Genomic DNA, 17,743 nt, shown 5'->3' on the forward strand with positions numbered 1-17,743 from the left:
AGCCCCGTTCGGATCGTCTCGAAAGACGCGCCGGCGTCGATCAACGCGCCCACGCTCATATCGCCGCTGATCCCGCTAAAACAATCGAAGTACAGAATCCGCATAACCCGCCTTGTGTGTGGGCATCATACCCATCTCATCCTGCACGGGCGAGACGCCCGTGCCACGCTTTCCGCAGCATGGGCATCTTGCCCATGTTCCTGCACGGGCGAGACGCCCGTGCCACGTGTCACGTACCTTGCTTCTTGGACGCGAGCCGGTTGATGGCCGAAGCGGCGACCGCCGCGCCGAAGCCGTTGTCTATGTTTACCACGGTGAGGCCGGTGGCGCACGAATTCAGCATGCCGAGCAGCGCCGAGAGGCCGCCGAACGAAGTCCCGTAGCCGATACTGGTCGGCACGGCAATAATCGGCCGCTCGACCAGCCCGCCGATAACACTCGGCAGCGCGCCTTCCATGCCCGCGCACACGATGACGACGTGCGCGCCGTCCAGCTTCTCCCGCTGGCCGAACAGGCGGTGTATGCCCGCCACGCCCACATCGTAGACGCGCTCGACGCGGTTGCCCAGCGCGGCGCAGGTCACGGCGGCTTCCTCCGCCACGGGGATGTCGCTCGTGCCCGCGCAGACAATGGCGATGTAGCCGTCCAGCGGCTCCGGCGGCTCGACCGTAATCGTGAATGCCCGCGCCGCCTCGTGGTACACGGCGTCGGAGAACGCGCTTGTTACCGCCGCAATCACTTCGGGCGCGCAGCGCGTGCCCAGCACGTTGCTGCCGTGCTCGCGCATCCGGTTCACAATCGCGACGACCTGTTCCGGGGTCTTGCCCGCGCAGAAGATGGTTTCGGGATACCCCTTGCGCAGCATGCGGTGGTGGTCCACTTTTGCAAAGCCCAGGTCCTCGAATGGCAGGTTGCGCAGCCGTTCGAGCGCCTCCTCGATCGCGACGTTGCCCAACGCCACTTCGGACAAGAGGCTCTTGAGTCTCGACGTGTCCATGTTGTACCGACCCTCAACGGAGGAATGTATCCTACGCAAAACGCGGCTGGCGGGCAACGTGTTCCGGCCGGAGCGGGAATCGTTCAGCGGTCCCGCTCGATGATATAACGCGCCAACGCGCGGAACATATCCGCTTCCGGCCCGAACCCCGCCAGCGCGTCAAGCGCGGCATCCCGCGCTTCCGCCGCGAGCGCGCGAGCGGGCTCCAATCCCACGAGCGCGGGGTAGGTGGCCTTCAGATGGCCGGCGTCCGCGCCGACACGCTTGCCCAGCGCGTTCTCATCGCCGACAACGTCCAGGATGTCATCCATGATTTGGAATGCAAGCCCGATGGCCTCGCCATAGCGGGTGAGGGCGTCGAGCGCGGCGCCCGCGTCATGCGCGCAAGCGGCGGTTTGCCCACGCCCTTGCGCACGGGCGCGGCGCCCGCGACCCAACGCCAGCAGGGCCCCGGCGCGCACGGAAGCACGGATGAGCGCGCCGGTCTTGCAGGCGTGGATGCGCCGCAGCTCTTCGAGGGCAATTTCGCGCCCTTCGGCCTCCACGTCAAGCAATTGCCCGCCCACCATGCCGGCCACGCCCGCGCCCCGCGCCACTTCGCGGATAACCTCGATGTTTCCCGCGCTCGCGAGGACGTCGAACGCCATCGTGAGCAGCGCGTCGCCCGCGAGGATCGCCGTCGCCTCGCCGAAAACCTTGTGCGACGTAGGCCGGCCCCGCCGCAAGTCATCGTCGTCCATCGCGGGCAGGTCGTCGTGGATTAAGGAGTAGGTGTGGATCATCTCGAGGGCGCACGCCGCCGGAAGGGCCGCGGCATCGTCCCCGGCGATAATGTCCGCCGCGCCCAGCGCGAGGGCGGGCCGCAGCCTCTTGCCACCCGCGAACAGGCTGTAGCGCACCGCCTCGACAAGCCGCGGCGGAGCGCCGCGCCACGCATGCAGATAGGCGTCGAGCGCGCGCTCGGTCTCCAGGGCCTTTCCGGCCAGAAACGACGGGACATCCATGAAGACTGCTGCTCCCTGCGGCAAACGGAAAAGACCGCCTCTTCCCGGAGCATAGGACCGGTATGCGGGGCGAATCAAGGCTTCCCTCGCATCTTCGGTGATCGCTTCGCGCGTGTCCGGTCATATACTTACCGGAGACCAGAAAAACGTTCCGGAGCTTGACGCTCATGCCACTATATCGTTACCGGGCCGTGGACCTTCAAGGAAACCCAGTGGAGGACACGATGGAGGCCCCTTCGGCGCACCGCGTCGTGGCCGTGCTGCAGGAACGGGGACTTCACGTATCCACCGTCGAGCAGGTGAACCCGCCGCCGGGCCTGTTACGCGTTTCCCGCCAGTTGACCTGGCAGGAATTGCACCTGTTTATCACGCAATTAGGCGCGATCGTGAAGAGCGGTCTTCCGCTGGCGCCCGCGCTGCAGTCGCTCGCGAAGGACCTGCGGCGCTCGCGGCTGAAGGGCGCCATCGACCGTCTGCGCATCGACATCGAGCACGGCGTGCCGCTGGACGAAGCCATCGCGCGGCAGCCGCGTGTCTTCCCGCATCTCTTCTCGACCGCCATCCGCGCGGGCGAAGCCGGGGGCAACCTGCCGGGCGTGCTTCAGTTGCTGGCGCGTTATACGGGGCGCGTGCTCCAGCTGCGCGGCAGCATACAGATGGCCCTTACCTACCCGGCGACCGTGCTGGTGGCCGCAACCTGCATCATGGCGTTTCTCCTGATTAAAGTGGTGCCGGTTTACGCGGAAATCTTCAACGATTTCGGCGGCCAACTGCCCGCGCCGACGCGGCTCCTGGTCGCATTATCGAGTCTGGTCACGTTTCACGCGGGCATTCTTCTTGCCGCGATCGTTGCGGCGGTGCTCGGAATCGTGCTCCTTTGGCGCATAGCGATGCGCACGGACCGAGGCCGCGTCGTTTGCGACTGGATTCGCACGCACGCGCCGATTGTCGGGACGGTGAACCGTGTCGTCGCATTGTCCCGGTTCTGCCGGTCCCTGGGATTGCTGCTGGCCTCGCGGGTGCCCATTCTGGAGAGCCTCGAACTGGCCGCGGCTTCGTCCGGCAGCGCGATCCTCGAGCGCGCCGTCGCCGAGGCCAATCTCATGGTGGCTTCCGGCGAACGCCTCGCGGACGCCCTGGACAGCACCGGTTTCTTCGGCCACACGTTTTGCTGGATGGTCAGCACGGCGGAAAACCGGGGCGAGGTCGAGATAGCGCTCGAATCGCTGGCTGAGACCTACGAGCGCGAAGTGGCGCTGCGCGACCGGCTGGCCGTGGCATTCGTAGCCCCCGCCCTGATTTTCGTGGTGGGCGGGGTCATCGCGTTCTTCGTGTTTTCCATGTATCTGCCCATCTTCACGCTGGGCGATAGCATCTCCGGGTTATAAGCCATGAGTCTGCGCAAGCTCCTGTACTTTGACCTCGGCAGATTGCTGCCGTGGCGCAAAGGCCGGCCCCCAGCCCCCGAACCGGTACTGCGGGACCTTTGGTTCATGCGCGTTTTCAGGGGCCGCCGGAAATGGCCGCCGGAGCAACCCGCCGCCTCCTCCTATGAACCAGGCGTTTACTACCGGCGCATGCGGCAGAACTGGCTGGGTCCGGGCTACCTGCGCATCCGGCGCTGGCAGCAGGACTTGGTCCGTGTCATGAGCGAATTGACCGCTATTGTGCGCGTCAACGCGAGCCTGCCGCAGGGGCTCGAAGCGGCCGCCCGCGAGGAACGCCGCCTCAACTCCCGTTGGGGATACGAGCGCCTGGCGTCGCTCGCATCGATCCTGTTCTGGTGCGGGGTGATTCTCACGATCTTCTTGTCTGCGGCCGCTGGCCCGCTGACCGGCGAACTTGCGCAATGGTTCCGCCGCTACGTCTGGCAAGTGCGCATGTTCGAAGCGGAGGTCATCGTGCTCGGAGGTCTCGGCCTGCTGATATTCATCCCTTCTTTCCTGGCGCTCCGGATGTTCTTCCGCACGGGCGCGAGAGAGGCGGTTCTCCTGACGCTGCGCGACCACCTGCTCGCGGGCATACAGCTTTCGGAAGCCCTGCGGCGGATGCCCCGGTTCTTCCCGGCCTTCTACGCCGACCTGGTGCGCGCGGGCGAGGAGTCGGGCAATCTGCTGGGCTGCCTGGAACAACTCAGCGAAGACACGCTCGACGCGATCAGCGTGCGTGTGCGCGTGCGGCAACAGCTGGCGTATCTCGGCATCGTGTTCCTGATTCAGGCGAGCATCATGAGTTTTCTCCTTGTAAAGGTAGTCCCGGTCTTCGCCGAGATTTTCCGCGACTTCAGCGCCTCACTGCCCCAATTAATGCGGTTCATCATAGCCGCCGGAGACTATGTAGCGTTCCGCGGCGTCTATCTGCTGCCCGTGCTCGCCGTGTTTGTCGTCTACCGCATCAAAGTCACGGTGCGCCGCCGGCGCGCGTTCGCGGCCAAGCCGCTGGCCGGGCCGCTTCTGTTCGTTCCGGGGCTGCGGTCGCTGATCGTGCAGCAGAACGCGGCCATCATCGCGATCATGCTCGAGAAGCTGCTGCGCGCGGGCGCGCCGTTGCCCGCCGCCCTCGAAAGCGCGGCGCGCGCCGACATGCGCCCGGGTTACCGGCGCATGCTCCGCCGCATCCACGACCGCGTTTCGCAGGGCACAAGTCTTGCCGAGGCGTGCGCCGCCGAGACGTGGTTGCTCCCGGCGTCGTTTCGCGCGTTGGCCGCCATCGGCGAGCATTCCGGCATGTTGCCCGACGCCCTCGCGACGCTCGCCGCCCAATACCGGGAACGGGCGGAACGGCGGGTGTGCGTTATCGTCGACTTGATCACGCCCATGGGCGTGCTGGTGCTGGGAGCTCTCACCCTGGTGTTCGAGGCCGGTTTGTTCATAACACTGACCGCGATGGTCGACACGATAATTCCGTGAGGTGAGAAACATGCGCAGAAACCACGGATTCTCGCTCATCGAACTGAATTGCGCGCTGTTCGTCGTCACGGCGGGTATCTTCGGCGCGCTCGGCACGTATCAACTCGTGATGGACAAGACGCGCGCCTTGAACGAGTACGCATTGGCGGAGCGAATCGTGCGCAACGAACTCGAATGCCTGCGCGCGCTGCCCTTCGCCGCGCTTGAGGCGGGCGAGAACACGCCGTTCCGCACCCAGACGCCCGGCATGGAGCGGCTCGTCCACGCCACTACCGCGGTAGATGTCCGCGACCGCGCGGACGTCGCGCCCGGGCTCAAGGAGGTGCGCGCGCGTATCGCCTGGACCGGCGAGAAAGGCCGCACGATCGACTATGAACTCGTCACGCTGATTGCGGACAGGGGGGCGCCACGATGATTGCGCCAAGGGCACATGACAGAGCCGGGTACACCCTGCTCGAACTGCTGGCCGTGTTTGCGGTCATGATGGTCCTGATCAATCTTGGCGCGGGCGTGGTGATGAAGAGCACCCGACTGTCCGCGGCCACGGCGCGCAGTCTGGACACGGTCATGCAACTGCGGGAGGTCGAGCAGGCCTTCCTGACCACGGCGCGCGAGGCCTGCGGCGTCGCCGACCGTGTTGGCGCATACGAGACGGGCGCCGGGACGCTTGTGCTGCGCATGCCGCCAGCCCCGGAGGGCGAACGGTTCGCCGTGTTTCATTTCCGGAACCAGGAGCAGCGGCTGATGCGGCTTGAGGTCGCGGTCTCCGGAGACACGATCCTCCCGCTCGGCGCGAAGACGTTCCCGCTGGCGGTGGCAAAGGCGTCGTTTGATGTCGGGGCCCAGCCGGGATCCGGCGCCGCGCCGGCATCCGTCCCGGATTGCGCGCTGATTGCCATGAACGTGGAAATGCTTAGCCCGTCGGGCAGGACCAGTTCCCTGTCTCGCGTGCTGGCCGCGCCCCGGGGAGTCCTGCCATGAATCGAACCCCTCGCAATACTGGGTCCGCCTTGTTGATGGCGGTAGTGCTGCTCGCGGTCGTGGCGGTCGGCGCGGCGGCGGTCTTGCGTCTTTATCACATCGCCTTCCGCGAATCGGCCCGCGGTGTCAAGCAGGAAGTCGCCCGTCAGCTTGCAGAGGCGGGACTCGATAACGCCTTGGCGCGCCTGCGCGTGGATGCGGCCTACGCGGGCGAGCAGAACACGCCTCTTGGGGCGGGCCGCTTCAGCGTTGAAGTCGCGCGCAACGGGGGGGAGTTCCGCATCGTCTCGACCGGCGAAGTCGTCTTCGAGGGCCGCGTGATGCGCGCGGCGGTCGTGCGCGCCCGGGTCGAACTCGCGGCCGGCGGCAGGGTATCGCGACTTATCGAAACGGGAACGGCCGCCGATACGCCGCGCAGGAATGGCGCGGCTGCGGTTGTCGCCGCAGGCATCGGGGAATAACCATGCGAAAGCGCGGATTCATCCTGATGGAATTGCTGGTGGTCGTTGCCATTATCGGCATTCTGGCCGCGATTCTACTGCCCGCGCTCGCGCGGTGCCGCGAAAGCGCGCGGCGTGTCAGTTGCGCCAATAATCTCATGGAATTGGGCATCGCCATGGCCCTGTACGCGTCGGAGCATGAGGGCTTGCTGCCCTGGAGCGGCGGGAACGGGAACGCCGACGCCTTGATCGATCTCGCCGGGCAATATGTGTCCAGTCCGGACCCGTTCTGTTGCCCTTCGGACAGCTCGCAGACTCTGGATGATTTCCGGAACCACGAAGACGGTTCGATCCTGCCCCTGACCACCGGTTACGACACGCCCGCAACGCTGCGGTGCAGCTACGAGTATTTCGGCGCATATACGCGCGCGCCGCTCGTGCTGCCGCCCCTGCCCCAGCCCATCCCAAAGGTGCCGGTCATGTGGGACCTCTTCCTGGAAGGCAGCAATCTGGAACTGTTCAACCATGTTCCCGGCGGGAGCAATGTCCTCTGGCTCGACGGCTCCGTGGAATTCATGAAGTTTCCCCCCGAACATGGTCAGATCAACCTGCCCTACCGGCCTGAGGGAATCGCCTACGCCGACCCGCCGCAATCGTGGCCGCCGGAGTCCCCGAAAGGCATCCCTGGCCGCCTGGGTGCGCCGGTTCTGTACAACTGATGCCGCTGAGGCGAAAAGAAGTGGCCGGGCCCTCTGTTCCACGCGCCTTCCGTTCCGGGGACCAACCCGCGCCGGGCTGACGCAAGGGATCTTCCCGTTGCCGGCGGGTTGCTCTTCACGCATGAGCGGAACTGGGGCCGGTTGCGTTCCGTGCGAACCCATGGCCCCATGCAACGCCGGTTCCGGGGAACGCGCCGGGCCCATGCGCGGCGGCATAAGGCTATTGCGCCGCCCGCGCGCACGTGCCATACTACCCTGCGGCCGGGAGGGGCCCGGCGACGGAAGGAGACGTTCCTGCCATGCGACTCAAAGGGAAAGTTGCGATCATCACGGGCGCGGGCCTTGGCATGGGCCGCGAAGCCAGTCTGCTGTTCGCGTCGGAAGGCGCAAAAGTCGTCGTGTTCGACCTGAACGCCGACGCAGGCAGGCAAACGGTGGCGGACATCGAGCGGACCGGCGGCGAAGCCCTGCTCGCGCTGGGCGATGTCAGCAAGGAGGCGGACGTGCAGCGCGCGGTCGCGGAGGGCGTGGCGCGGTTCGGCAAGCTGAATATCCTCTACGCCAACGCCGGTGTGCTCTGGAAAGACCGTGACAAGTCGGTCATTGAGACCACGGAAGCGAATTGGGACATTGTCCAGGCAATCAATCTCAAAGGCCCGTTCTTCCTGACCAAGCACGGCATTCCGGAACTGCGCAAGGCGGGCGGCGGCTCCATCATTCTCGTGGGCTCCATTTCCGCGCTGGCAGGGTTCGAACTCGCGCAGGATTCCTACACATGCGCGAAGGCCGCGCTCATCGGGCTCGCAAAATCGCTCGCGGTCCAGTTCGGGCCGGACAACATCCGCTGTAACATCATTCACCCGGGCATGGTGGACACGCCGCTGCAGGCGCCTTACTTGAACGAGGAGAAGAAGCGGAACATCGGCAACTCGCTGCCCATGCGGCGCCTGGGCCACCCGCGCGACATCGCGAACGCGGCCTTGTTTCTGGCTTCCGATGAATCGAACTGGATGACCGGCGCCGAAATGATCGTGGACGGCGGGTTCATCGCGACGTAAGGAGCAGCCCCGCATGCCAAGCCACGACGATGCCGCATGCGGTTGTGACGCACGGGAAAGGGGGATGCCCATGGCGAAATACACGGACCGGGAAGCATTCATACCGTTCACGCGACGCGACGTGCTCGAACTTTGTCTCGAAGATGGCCGGCTGAGCCCGGAGCAGGCCGGTGAATTCCGCCGTTTCGCCGAGATTCTGGCCGCCTACAAGCACTTCGAGTACCAGCAATCCATCGAGAAACTGAAGGAATCCTTCGTGCTCTTCAACCCCGACGCCAACACGCGTCCCGTGCGCCAGTACGGCCCGGACGACACGGAGCGGTTGAAGAACGACCTGGTGACTGCCTTCGAGCGGGTCCTGCGCAACGCGAACTACACCCCGGTCACGCGCGCCGAACTGGAAGAGGCATTCATGCTCGACGCGCTGATCAAACTGCGCACGAAGGTGGATTTCGCCGACTTTGATCTCATGCTCATCTACGCGCGCGGGCGCACGAAACAGACCGTGGAACTGCCCCGCCTGATCGGCACGAAAAAGATGGAGATTGACAACTTCGACCGCGTCGTCGCGGTGTTGAAATTCAAGGAGGAGAACCATTTCCGGCAGAAGAAGCGGAAACTCGCCGACCTTCAGTTCCAGCCCGGCAAGGTCTACGTCTATCTGTACAAGAATATTCCGAAATACGACCTCGAAACCGTCTTCCCGAACCTGGAAACGCGCATGATGCTGCGCGACCGGCTGCTGTTCGGCGTGCCGGCCGCCGCCGCCGTGGGCTCGGTCATCGTCCGCTCTGTTTCCCGCCTCGCGTTGATCGTGGGGATGGCGCTCATCCTGCTGTTTGGCGCCGAAGTGGCCAAGACCAAGTTCAACATCAATGAGGAACTCACGACAATGGATTTCGTGAAGTTCTGGGCGGCCATGTCGTCGCTTATGCTGGGACTGGGCGCCGTGGCGTTCCGGCAGTGGTCGAGTTATCGCACGAAGAAGCTTCGCTTCCAGAAAATCATTACCGAGACGCTGTTTTTCAAGAACATCGCCACGAATTCGAGCGTTTTCCACGCGGTCAGCGACGCCGCCGAGGAGGAAGAGTGCAAGGAAATGATCCTGGTCTATTACCACCTGCTGACCAGCCCGCAACCCCTGACCGCGGACGAGCTGGATGACGCGATCGAAGCATGGTTTGACCAGAAAATGGGCGTCAAGGTCGATTTCGACATCGACCACACCATCGAATGCCTGCGCCAGGTGCATGCGCGCCTGCCGGAGCCGTCCCGCGCCGGCGCGCTGGAAGAGACCGCGCTCCTGCGCTGCGATGCGTCGGGCGTGTGCCAGGCGCTGCCGCTTCGCGAGGCGAACCGGCTTATAGACTTCCTGTGGGACGATTTCTTCTCTTACTCGAATGCCGTTACGGCGTGATGGCCGCGATGGACTACGAGGGCGCACCGATAAACGACACGCGGGAAGAACAGGCTTGGCTGCGCACGATTTCGCTGGTGGTGCTGGCCGCGGCCGTTATGACCGTCGCTCTCTTCTACACCCGGGCGATTCTCGTTCCCTTCGTGCTGGCGCTGTTTCTGGTGAACCTGGTATCGCCGATCATGGACTTTCTGACCGGCCGCCTGCGCGCGCCGCGCGCGGTAGCCGTCGGCGCAACCGTGTTGCTGGTCATCGCCGCGATCATTGTCTCATGCGTCATCATGATTGTGGCCGTGCAGCGCGTGGTGGACACGGCGGGCCAGTATACCGAAAGCTTCGCGGCCATGACGGGCCGCCTTCTTGCCGGGGTCCGGCAGTGGGGCGTGGAAGTGGATGAACAGAAGGTCTTGAACGAACTCCGCGCGAAGATGCCCGGCATGGTCACCGCCAGCCTTGGCACCGCGATGAACACCCTGTCGAGCGTCGTGCTCATTCTCATTTTCGCCATGTTCCTGCTGTTGGGCCGGGGCGCTCAGACCGTGCGGGCCGGCGTCTACGCCGAAATTGACGCGCACGTGCGTCGCTACATCTCGATCAAGGTGGCCCTTTCCGTTCTGACGGGGGTGCTCGTGGCCGTGATACTGCGCCTCCTGGGGCTCGAACTTGCCGGGGTTTTCGGCTTGCTGGCGTTCTTTCTGAATTTCGTCCCGAATCTGGGCTCGATTGCCGCCACGCTGCTGCCGGTGCCCCTGGCCGTGGCCCAATATGAGAATCCCTGGATGGTCGTGCCTGTCATTGCCCTGCCGGGCGCGGTACAGTTCTTCATCGGCAATGTCGTCGAAACGAAGATGACGGGGGAGGGCCTCAATCTGCATCCCGTGGCCGTGTTGCTTGCGCTGGCGTTCTGGGGCCTGCTCTGGGGCGCCATCGGCATGGTGCTGGCCGCGCCGATGACGGCCATACTCCGCATTGTGTTGCTGCATTTCGAGACGGTGCGGCCCGTTGGCGAGTTGATGGCGGGCAAGCTGCCCGATTTCAGGCCGCAATCCGCACCCGAAACGCCCGTCGCGCCAGCGAAATCGGCCGCCTCGAAGCGTAGAACCCCCGCCAAGCGCGGGCGCGCCCCTGAACGCGGAGAGTGAGCCTGCAACGGCCGTTTGCGAAAGAAGCGGACGAATGTTAGAATAATAGCGCAGGCGGTGTGGCCCAAGTAACGGGAGTAGAGGGGAAAGCATGCCGGAGTCCTGCCCGCTGGATGCGCTCGCGCTACCGGATGCCTCGCAGGTGCACGAATTGTTGCGATTGTGCCCTGACGCGGAGCCGGTGCGTTTCCTTGACGAGGAATTCCTTGTCGCGCCTGGAGAACCCGGCCTGGATATCTACCTGGTCGTGCGCGGCAGTTGCCTGGTGGAAGACAACGACGCCACGCACGAACGCAGGCCCGGGCATGAACTCGCCATCATTCACGGCACGCCGGAAAACCCGGTATTCGTCGGGGAAATGGCCTATCTCGGCGGGGGCTACCGGACCGCCGCCGTCCGGAGCGCGCTGAACACCGTGGCGCTCCGCCTGAAACCGGCCCATCTGGACCTGATCATCGAGCGTCTGCCTTTTTTCACGCGCATCCTGTGCCGCCAGTTCTCGAAGCGCCTCGCCGAAGCGAACGCTTGTCTGAAGCGCTTCCACGCGGACATGGCCATGCAATCGCGCTCGGTCCTGGCCCTGCCCGGAGATATCGTGTGTACGCGCGGCGAACCGGCGCAAGAGTTGTTTCAGGTCCTGGAGGGCACCGTCGTCGAGACCTGGGACGATCAGGAGCGGGAAATAACCGGACTCTGCGAGGCGCCGGTGTTTCTGGAAGCGCGAGCCTACTTGCGGGGCGGCCGCTATGAAAGGTCGGTCCGCGCGAAGACGCGCGTCATCCTGTTTGCGGTCAATGCGGCGTCCCGGCTCGCCGTGCTGCGCAATTTCCCGGCGCTCGCGCTCGAAGCGCTCGGCGCGGCGGAGTCATGAGCGCCGCGCCGGACCGCACCGCGCAAGTATATGCAGGGCGACGCCCTCCAGGTCATCGTAGACCGCCTCGGGACCCAGCGCTTCCAACTCCGTGCGCGTGGCAGGCCCTGTTGTGACGCAGAGGCACAGCGCGCCCGCCGCCCGCGCCGCGAGTACGTCGAACGGCGTATCGCCCACAACATAGGTCGCTGCCGGGGCCGCATTCAGGTCCGCCGCGGCACGCAGGATCGCCTCCGGGTGCGGCTTTGCATGGGTTACGTCATCCGGGCCGATGCGCGCGGCAAAATAGTCGAGCACGCGCTGGTCTTCGAGAATCATTTCCGCGTAAAGACGGCGCTTCGAGGTGGCGAAACCCAGCCTCAGCCCCGCAGCGCGAAGCGCGTCCAGGGTTTCCCGCGCGCCGGGCAGGAGAAACGTGCCCGCGCACGCCGCCTTGGCGTAGTGTTCGCGGTAGACACGAGCGCACAACGCAGCGTCGCAGCCGGGCCAGAACCTGCGGAACTGGTCTTCGAGCAAATGGCCGATGGCGGCGATAATCGCCTCCCGTGCGGGCCGCGGCCTGCCCAGCGTATCGAACGTGTGGAAGAAAGACTCCACAATCGCCTGCGTCGAATCGATGAGTGTGCCGTCCAGGTCGAATAGGACGGCCTCGGGACGGCCTACCATCGCATCGTCACTTCTTCGGCCCAGCCGCGCAGCCCGTCGACGGCGACCTCCCTGCCGCCGGCGCGCACCACGCCGTGGTAGCGGCCAAAACATTGCGACGTGCGGGCCGACAGCACGCCCAGGTTCGCGCGCGACCGCTTTTCGTAGAACGGTTCCATCGTAAGGTCGATGGCGCTGGAAACCGTCGTGCGCATGCGCCACGGCTTCATGAAATCACGCGGGTCGTACTCGAAACGGATGTCCTCGTGCAGCGGATAGAGGCGGCCGTTCAGGCAGATGCCGTTTTCCTTGGTCTCCGAGTGGTCCGTCCACTTCGCGCCCATGTTCACGCCTACCACGTCGCTGCCACTCGGCCCGGCGAACGCGGCCCAGTTCCACCGCGTGCGGTAGGGCCAGATGCCGCGCCCGAAATCGAGCACCGCCCAGGAATCTTCCGGCAAGAATGGATACGTGGCGTTGCCCCAAGTTACGCGCCCCTCAGCCGTCAGGGCATTCTGCTTCGAAGTGAACTGGAACGTCCGCGCGTCCCAGGGGATGACCACGTTCAGCGTTTCATGACCGCCGGGACGCCGTACGTCAATATGCGCCGACATCGGCTTTCCGCGCACGTCGGCCGCGTCGAACTCGATGCGCCGTCCGCCCGGCGTATCGCGCATCACGAGGCGGAACCCCTTGCCCTCGAAGGCAATATCACCCTCGACCGTTTCGGGCATGACGAAGCCGCGCGGGAACAGCCGCAGCGACGTTTTCTCGACGAGGTCCCGGGCCGCGAATTCGAGAAAACAGACCGACCCGAAGGCGGCGTAGTCCACGTTCGCGATGGTCGGGGAGAACAGGAAATTGGGCCCCATGACGCACCAGTATTCCCAGCGCTTTTTGCGCAGCCAGCGCCCGCGCAGGTTGCACCGGTGCCATGGCCGCCGCGACCAGCCGGCGGCTTCGGGGTTCAACGCCCCATCGGTTCCGCAAAGATTTACAGCTCGGGTAATCTCTCCAGGCATCATCATGCCCCCGCCTTGGCGCGGCTCCGCGCCGGCCTCATGCCTGCACAATCCGCACGCGCCGCCCTTCCACGCGCAACCTTCCTTCCGCGAACAATTGTATCGCCCTGGGATACAGCTCGCGCTCCTTTGCCTGGACGCGCCCGGCGAGCGTGTCCGGCGTGTCGTCGTCAAGAACGGGAACGCATTCCTGCAGGATGATCGGGCCGTGGTCGTAGTGCTCGTCAACGAAATGCACCGTCGCGCCGGAAACCTTCGCGCCGTACGCGAGCACGGCTTCGTGCACGTGGTGGCCGTACATGCCCTTGCCGCAGAAACTCGGGATCAGCGCGGGGTGCACGTTCATCATGCGGTTCGCGAAGTCGTCGGGCACGTGGAGCAACGACATGAACCCCGCCAGCACGGCCAGGTCAACCGGATACTTCCGGATTTCGCGCCACACCGCGTCGTTGAACGCATCCATGCCCTTGTATTGCTTGCGCGCGACCACCGCCGCGGGGATTTCATGGTTTTGCGCGCGCACCAGGCCGTAGGCCTCCTCCCGCGACGCGATCACGACGCGGACGCGCGCGTCCAGCACGCCCGCTTCAATGCGGTCGATGAGGTTTTGCAGCGTGGTGCCGCTGCCCGAGAGCAACACGGCGAGATCGATGGTCATGGCGCCCTCCGCTAATCCGGCGAACGCATGGTAACAAAGCGCACGCTTCCCGCGCACGGCCCGGCGTCAGGAACGCATTCCCGGCGCCGCCGGCGCGCGCATAGGATGCGGACCGGGTGCGGCCCTATTTCACGCCCATGAGATGGCGCAGAAGGTAGCGGTCGAGTTCTTCGTAATCGCGCGCGGCAATCAACTTGGCTTCGAGTTTCTTGTCGAGCGCGCGCACCTTGCCGAGCAGGTACTTGAACGTCTCCAGGCTGTTGCGCAGGTGCTTCGTGTTCACGTCCTGCTTCTGCGTGCGCATCGTCTTCACATCGAGGCCGACCCATTCGCCATTGCGGCCATACCCGTACTCTTCGAGCACGCGCACCTGGTTGAACGCGCGGCGCAGGTTATATGAGCCGAACGACTTGTCCTGGTCGAACTTCAGTCCGCCCTGATCGTTCAGATGCACGCTCCGGAGCTTCTTGTGCGCGAGCGCATAGGCCATGTCATCCGACGGGTCGAGTCCCGCGAGAATCGAGTGCGCCGTCTCGCAGAGCACGCCGACGCGGGCCGGGTCATCCGTCAGGTACGAGAGGCCGACCGCGTGGCCGATGCTCGGGATGATCGCGCTGTCGACCGGCTCATTGGGTTTCGGTTCGATCAGGATCATGATCTTCGAGTCGTGGGCGAGCATCGCGTTGATCGCGTCGCGGATTTGCAGCACTTCGACGCGCGGGTTCTTGCTCTCGCGGATGTACGACCCTTCGCGCGCCAGCCAGAGGACGATGGTCTTCGCCCCAAGCACATTCGCGATGTCGATGCAGACCTTGCTGCGCTCGATCGCGTACTTGCGGCACTTCGGGTCATTGCTCGTGTAGGCCCCGTCGATCGTTTTCGGCGAGAACCACAGCCGCGGCGCGACAAACTCCGCAACCAGCCCGTGGTCCGACAGCATCCTTCCCACCTTCTTCGCCTCCTTCTCAATCTGCGCGGCGGACTTGCCGTCGAGGTCCGGCACGGCATCATCGTCGTGGAACTGCATGCCGTGAAAGCCCATCTGCTTCGCCGCGGCCATCTTCCGCGCAAGCGCCACCGGCTTGCGCACCGTCGGCCCGAACGGGTCCGCGCCTTCGTCGATGTTCCACGGCCCGAATGAAAACCGGTAGACTCCCTTTTGCTCAGCCATACTACTCCCTCCTCTTCATATGAGCGCGCCTTCTGCGCGCGGGAAACCACAAGCATACGGTTCTCGCGCACAAGGGTCAACCCGAGGCGGCGCCAGATGCATCCGCGTCAACGCGGCGGACAGGTCATGCGCATAGGCGGCCACGGCCAGGGTTCGCGTCGCTTTCCCCGTATCCGGAGCAAAGACCAGTGCATGCCCTATTTGTCTATAGGACAGGTGGAATCCGGCCAGAGATTAATCGTTGCCTCCCATGGCATGGGCGTCCTGCCGACGGTCTTGCATCACGGGCGAGGCGCCCGTGCAACGATGTTTTCCGCTCCTACCGCTCCTGCAGCCCGTGTTTGCGCAGCTTGCGATAGAGGGTGGCGCGGCCCATGCCCAGCAAGCGCGCGGCGGCGGTGCGGTTGCCGCGCGCACGCTCGAGCGCGTCGAAGATGCGCCGTTGTTCGTCCGCGCGCGAATAGGGCACGATCACCGGCGCTTCCACGGCGGGCTGCGCGTACAGGATTTCCGCCGGCAGGTCCGCGGGCAGGAGTACCGCGCCGCGGCAGCGAATCACGCCCGCTTCGACGGCGCTTTCGAGTTCGCGCACGTTGCCCGGCCAGTGGTAATCCATCAGGATGCTCATCGTGGCGGCGCTGACCTCGAAGACCGGGCGGCCCGTCGTGGCGCGCGCGCGTTCGAGGAAGAAAGCGACCAGCAGCGGGATATCCTCGCGCCGCGCGCGCAACGGCGGCAGCAGGATGCGCGCGACGCGGATGCGGAAGAGCAGGTCCTCGCGGAACCGGCCCTTCGCCACTTCGTCCGAAAGCGTGCGGCTCGTGGCCGCGATGAACCGCACATCCACCTTGCGCGGCACGGAGTCGCCCAGCCGCGTGAACTCGCGCTCCTGCAGCACGCGCAGCAGGCTCGTCTGCAGCGTGAGCGGGATATCGCCAATCTCGTCAAGAAACACCGTGCCGCCATCCGCCGCCTCGAATACGCCCTTCTGGTCCGAGATGGCGCCGGTGAACGCGCCGCGCTTGTGGCCGAAAAGCTGGCTGCCAATGAGCGACTCGGTCAGACCCGCGCAATTCACGGGGATAAAGGGCCGGTCCTTGCGGTGGCTCGCGAAATGCAGCGCCCGCGCGACCAGTTCCTTGCCCGCGCCCGTTTCGCCGCGAATCAGCACGGTCGTGTCCACCTGCGAAAGCTGCGTGATCTGCTCGTAGACGAGCCGCATGGCGTCGCTCTTGCCGATGAGGTCCTGGAAATGGGTCCGTTCGTCCAGCTGACGGCGCAGATGGTGGACCTCCGACACGTCGTAAAGGTAGAGGATGCGCCGGTCGGGCGCGCGCGGGTCGGGGCGGGCCTCAATCTCGGTCCAGTAATGCCGGCCCGACGGTGCTTCCAGCCGGACGGGCGCGCGGCGTTGCGGGCCGGGCGCCTCCAAGAACACCGCCGCGACCTGCTCGCGATACGGCTTGGTCAGCCGCAACACGTCCAGGAAATGCCGCTCCACTGCGCCGGCTTCGCCCAGTTCGAGCAATTCGCGGCACGTGCGGTTAGCGAACAACAGTTCCCCGCCGGGCCCGGCAAGCATCACGCCCGCGCGCAACTGGTCCAGCAACGAAAGGAGGTCCGCCGCTTCCAGATTCGCCGGTCCGCCGCTGCCGTCCGCAACCGCCAAGAGGCACATTCCCGAGTTTGAGACCACTGCGCTCGGCGATCACCTTAACCCACCCGCGCCGGCCGCGCAAGCCGGGCCGCGGCACCGCCGCGCGTCTTCGCGAGGGTTCGCAGGACACACCTCAATGCGTCGAGTCAGCATAATAATCCCGCACACGGAAGCGTGTACTACGAACAGCACGGATGAGTTGGGCTGAAATGGGCCACGAAGCGGCCCGAAGGGTCTCATAATCTGTCAGGCGACGGGTACGAACTCCGTCGCCGCCGTTCCCCCGGTCAGGTGGAAGAGCCGGTAGCCTTTCTCGGATGTTCCGTCGAAATTGTTGCGCGTTGTGCTGCAACAGGCCGTGGTGGTGAACAACACGCCTTCCTGCTCTTCAACCTGATTGCCGTGCCAATGTCCCGCGGCGGCCAGCTTCAGGGCGCGTCCCGCGAACACGGCCAAAATATCGTCCGCATTCCTGATGCGGTATTGGCGCGTATTCGGATTGAGCGGATGGTGGCAGAAGATCGCGATGGGCCGCTTCGCGTCGACCCGCGCAGCCTGTTCTTTCAGCCACGCGACTTCTTCGGGGCTCACGGTGACGTCGCTCAGCGCGAGTTCGCACGAGTTGAAGCCGATAAACGCCCAGCCGCCGTCTTCGTGGACCCAGTGCGGGTCTCCGAACACGCTCCGGTAATTGCCGAAGGGGTTGTCCGGCTGCATGGCGACATCGTGGTTGCCCGGCACGGCGAAATAGCGGGGCTTGAGCCGGTCCAGCGACGTCTTCGCGGCGGCCAGTTCTTCCGTCTGGCCCATGGTGGCCATGTCGCCAAGCGCGGCCACGAAGCGGATGCGCGCGTCGGCGTTGATGTGCGCCACCGCCTTGTCGAGCAGCGCCGCACTTGCCGTGTCCGTGACGTGCATATCGTTAATCGCGGCGAAGGTAAATGCTTCCGCGCCGCTGTCTTCGAGGCCAAAGGCCGTTCCAGCCGCACCCACGGCACAGCATGCGAGAAATTGTCTTCGCGATACGCGCATCGTTTGTCCCTCCCCGATTG

Annotated in this window: 19 protein-coding genes; 10 read left to right on the top strand and 9 right to left on the bottom strand. The window is 65.0% G+C overall.

What is annotated here, in order from left to right; translation table 11 throughout:
• From KA184_01255 to KA184_01265, 3 genes are all read right to left on the bottom strand, one after another.
• On the bottom strand, nucleotides 1–104 hold a 104-nt coding region (locus KA184_01255), incomplete at its 3' end, for a DUF111 family protein (GenBank protein ID MBP8128179.1).
• Nucleotides 105–229: 125 nt separating this feature from the next.
• Entirely contained in the window at nucleotides 230–997 is a 768-nt protein-coding gene (gene larB, locus KA184_01260) for a nickel pincer cofactor biosynthesis protein LarB (protein ID MBP8128180.1), read from the bottom strand.
• Nucleotides 998–1,080: 83 nt separating this feature from the next.
• Nucleotides 1,081–2,001 carry a polyprenyl synthetase family protein gene (locus KA184_01265; protein ID MBP8128181.1) on the bottom strand — a complete coding sequence of 307 codons (921 nt, stop codon included), beginning with the start codon at nucleotides 1,999–2,001 and terminating at the stop codon, nucleotides 1,081–1,083.
• 167 nt (nucleotides 2,002–2,168) lie between these two features.
• Here KA184_01265 and KA184_01270 point away from each other — a divergent pair, with 167 nt between their 5' ends.
• The 10 genes from KA184_01270 (at nucleotide 2,169) to KA184_01315 (ending at nucleotide 11,538) form a co-directional block, all read left to right on the top strand.
• Nucleotides 2,169–3,389: a type II secretion system F family protein gene (locus KA184_01270; GenBank protein ID MBP8128182.1), complete on the top strand. Its 1,221-nt coding sequence runs from the start codon at nucleotides 2,169–2,171 to the stop codon at nucleotides 3,387–3,389.
• Between the two features lie 3 nt (nucleotides 3,390–3,392).
• Nucleotides 3,393–4,910: a type II secretion system F family protein gene (locus KA184_01275; GenBank protein ID MBP8128183.1), complete on the top strand. Its 1,518-nt coding sequence runs from the start codon at nucleotides 3,393–3,395 to the stop codon at nucleotides 4,908–4,910.
• Nucleotides 4,911–4,920: 10 nt separating this feature from the next.
• Nucleotides 4,921–5,325, top strand: a complete 405-nt coding sequence (locus KA184_01280; GenBank protein MBP8128184.1) for a prepilin-type N-terminal cleavage/methylation domain-containing protein — start codon at nucleotides 4,921–4,923, stop codon at nucleotides 5,323–5,325.
• A complete protein-coding gene (locus KA184_01285) occupies nucleotides 5,322–5,891 on the top strand; it encodes a hypothetical protein (protein MBP8128185.1) in 570 nt (189 codons plus the stop codon). Before KA184_01280 ends, KA184_01285 begins: the two co-directional genes overlap by 4 nt.
• Nucleotides 5,888–6,352 (top strand): hypothetical protein, encoded by a 465-nt coding sequence (locus tag KA184_01290; protein ID MBP8128186.1) that lies wholly within the window; start codon nucleotides 5,888–5,890, stop codon nucleotides 6,350–6,352. Before KA184_01285 ends, KA184_01290 begins: the two co-directional genes overlap by 4 nt.
• A gap of 2 nt (nucleotides 6,353–6,354) precedes the next feature.
• Nucleotides 6,355–7,050: a DUF1559 domain-containing protein gene (locus KA184_01295; GenBank protein ID MBP8128187.1), complete on the top strand. Its 696-nt coding sequence runs from the start codon at nucleotides 6,355–6,357 to the stop codon at nucleotides 7,048–7,050.
• 299 nt (nucleotides 7,051–7,349) lie between these two features.
• Nucleotides 7,350–8,108 carry an SDR family oxidoreductase gene (locus KA184_01300; GenBank protein MBP8128188.1) on the top strand — a complete coding sequence of 253 codons (759 nt, stop codon included), beginning with the start codon at nucleotides 7,350–7,352 and terminating at the stop codon, nucleotides 8,106–8,108.
• Between the two features lie 64 nt (nucleotides 8,109–8,172).
• A complete protein-coding gene (locus KA184_01305; protein ID MBP8128189.1) occupies nucleotides 8,173–9,525 on the top strand; it encodes a DUF3754 domain-containing protein in 1,353 nt (450 codons plus the stop codon).
• A complete protein-coding gene (locus KA184_01310; protein MBP8128190.1) occupies nucleotides 9,483–10,667 on the top strand; it encodes an AI-2E family transporter in 1,185 nt (394 codons plus the stop codon). Before KA184_01305 ends, KA184_01310 begins: the two co-directional genes overlap by 43 nt.
• A gap of 91 nt (nucleotides 10,668–10,758) precedes the next feature.
• On the top strand, nucleotides 10,759–11,538 hold the full coding sequence (locus KA184_01315; protein ID MBP8128191.1) for a cyclic nucleotide-binding domain-containing protein: 780 nt from the start codon (nucleotides 10,759–10,761) through the stop codon (nucleotides 11,536–11,538).
• Here KA184_01315 and KA184_01320 read toward each other — a convergent pair.
• From KA184_01320 to KA184_01345, 6 genes are all read right to left on the bottom strand, one after another.
• Nucleotides 11,533–12,204 carry an HAD-IA family hydrolase gene (locus KA184_01320; protein ID MBP8128192.1) on the bottom strand — a complete coding sequence of 224 codons (672 nt, stop codon included), beginning with the start codon at nucleotides 12,202–12,204 and terminating at the stop codon, nucleotides 11,533–11,535. The genes KA184_01315 and KA184_01320 overlap by 6 nt on opposite strands.
• A complete protein-coding gene (locus tag KA184_01325; protein MBP8128193.1) occupies nucleotides 12,198–13,154 on the bottom strand; it encodes a DUF2804 domain-containing protein in 957 nt (318 codons plus the stop codon). The genes KA184_01320 and KA184_01325 overlap by 7 nt, the downstream gene beginning before the upstream one ends.
• 88 nt (nucleotides 13,155–13,242) lie before the next feature.
• Nucleotides 13,243–13,863, bottom strand: coding sequence for a phosphoribosylglycinamide formyltransferase (locus KA184_01330; GenBank protein MBP8128194.1), 621 nt, complete (start codon nucleotides 13,861–13,863; stop codon nucleotides 13,243–13,245).
• A gap of 124 nt (nucleotides 13,864–13,987) precedes the next feature.
• Nucleotides 13,988–15,034 carry a TIM barrel protein gene (locus tag KA184_01335; GenBank protein MBP8128195.1) on the bottom strand — a complete coding sequence of 349 codons (1,047 nt, stop codon included), beginning with the start codon at nucleotides 15,032–15,034 and terminating at the stop codon, nucleotides 13,988–13,990.
• A gap of 319 nt (nucleotides 15,035–15,353) precedes the next feature.
• Entirely contained in the window at nucleotides 15,354–16,703 is a 1,350-nt protein-coding gene (locus KA184_01340) for a sigma 54-interacting transcriptional regulator (protein MBP8128196.1), read from the bottom strand.
• Nucleotides 16,704–16,937: 234 nt separating this feature from the next.
• Nucleotides 16,938–17,723 (bottom strand): metallophosphoesterase, encoded by a 786-nt coding sequence (locus KA184_01345; protein ID MBP8128197.1) that lies wholly within the window; start codon nucleotides 17,721–17,723, stop codon nucleotides 16,938–16,940.
• Nucleotides 17,724–17,743: the final 20 nt, after the last annotated feature.

The organism is Candidatus Hydrogenedentota bacterium (assembly GCA_018005585.1).
Taxonomy (GTDB): Bacteria; Hydrogenedentota; Hydrogenedentia; order Hydrogenedentales; family JAGMZX01; genus JAGMZX01.

Coding starts and splice junctions, on each gene's coding strand:
- KA184_01300 (MBP8128188.1), top strand. CDS start 7,350: ATGCGACTCAAAGGGAAAGTTGCGATCATCACGGGCGCGGGCCTTGGC.
- KA184_01330 (MBP8128194.1), bottom strand. CDS start 13,863: ATGACCATCGATCTCGCCGTGTTGCTCTCGGGCAGCGGCACCACGCTG.
- KA184_01315 (MBP8128191.1), top strand. CDS start 10,759: ATGCCGGAGTCCTGCCCGCTGGATGCGCTCGCGCTACCGGATGCCTCG.
- KA184_01305 (MBP8128189.1), top strand. CDS start 8,173: ATGCCCATGGCGAAATACACGGACCGGGAAGCATTCATACCGTTCACG.
- KA184_01290 (MBP8128186.1), top strand. CDS start 5,888: ATGAATCGAACCCCTCGCAATACTGGGTCCGCCTTGTTGATGGCGGTA.
- KA184_01295 (MBP8128187.1), top strand. CDS start 6,355: ATGCGAAAGCGCGGATTCATCCTGATGGAATTGCTGGTGGTCGTTGCC.
- KA184_01275 (MBP8128183.1), top strand. CDS start 3,393: ATGAGTCTGCGCAAGCTCCTGTACTTTGACCTCGGCAGATTGCTGCCG.
- KA184_01320 (MBP8128192.1), bottom strand. CDS start 12,204: ATGGTAGGCCGTCCCGAGGCCGTCCTATTCGACCTGGACGGCACACTC.
- KA184_01335 (MBP8128195.1), bottom strand. CDS start 15,034: ATGGCTGAGCAAAAGGGAGTCTACCGGTTTTCATTCGGGCCGTGGAAC.
- KA184_01345 (MBP8128197.1), bottom strand. CDS start 17,723: ATGCGCGTATCGCGAAGACAATTTCTCGCATGCTGTGCCGTGGGTGCG.
- larB (MBP8128180.1), bottom strand. CDS start 997: ATGGACACGTCGAGACTCAAGAGCCTCTTGTCCGAAGTGGCGTTGGGC.
- KA184_01270 (MBP8128182.1), top strand. CDS start 2,169: ATGCCACTATATCGTTACCGGGCCGTGGACCTTCAAGGAAACCCAGTG.
- KA184_01265 (MBP8128181.1), bottom strand. CDS start 2,001: ATGGATGTCCCGTCGTTTCTGGCCGGAAAGGCCCTGGAGACCGAGCGC.
- KA184_01285 (MBP8128185.1), top strand. CDS start 5,322: ATGATTGCGCCAAGGGCACATGACAGAGCCGGGTACACCCTGCTCGAA.
- KA184_01280 (MBP8128184.1), top strand. CDS start 4,921: ATGCGCAGAAACCACGGATTCTCGCTCATCGAACTGAATTGCGCGCTG.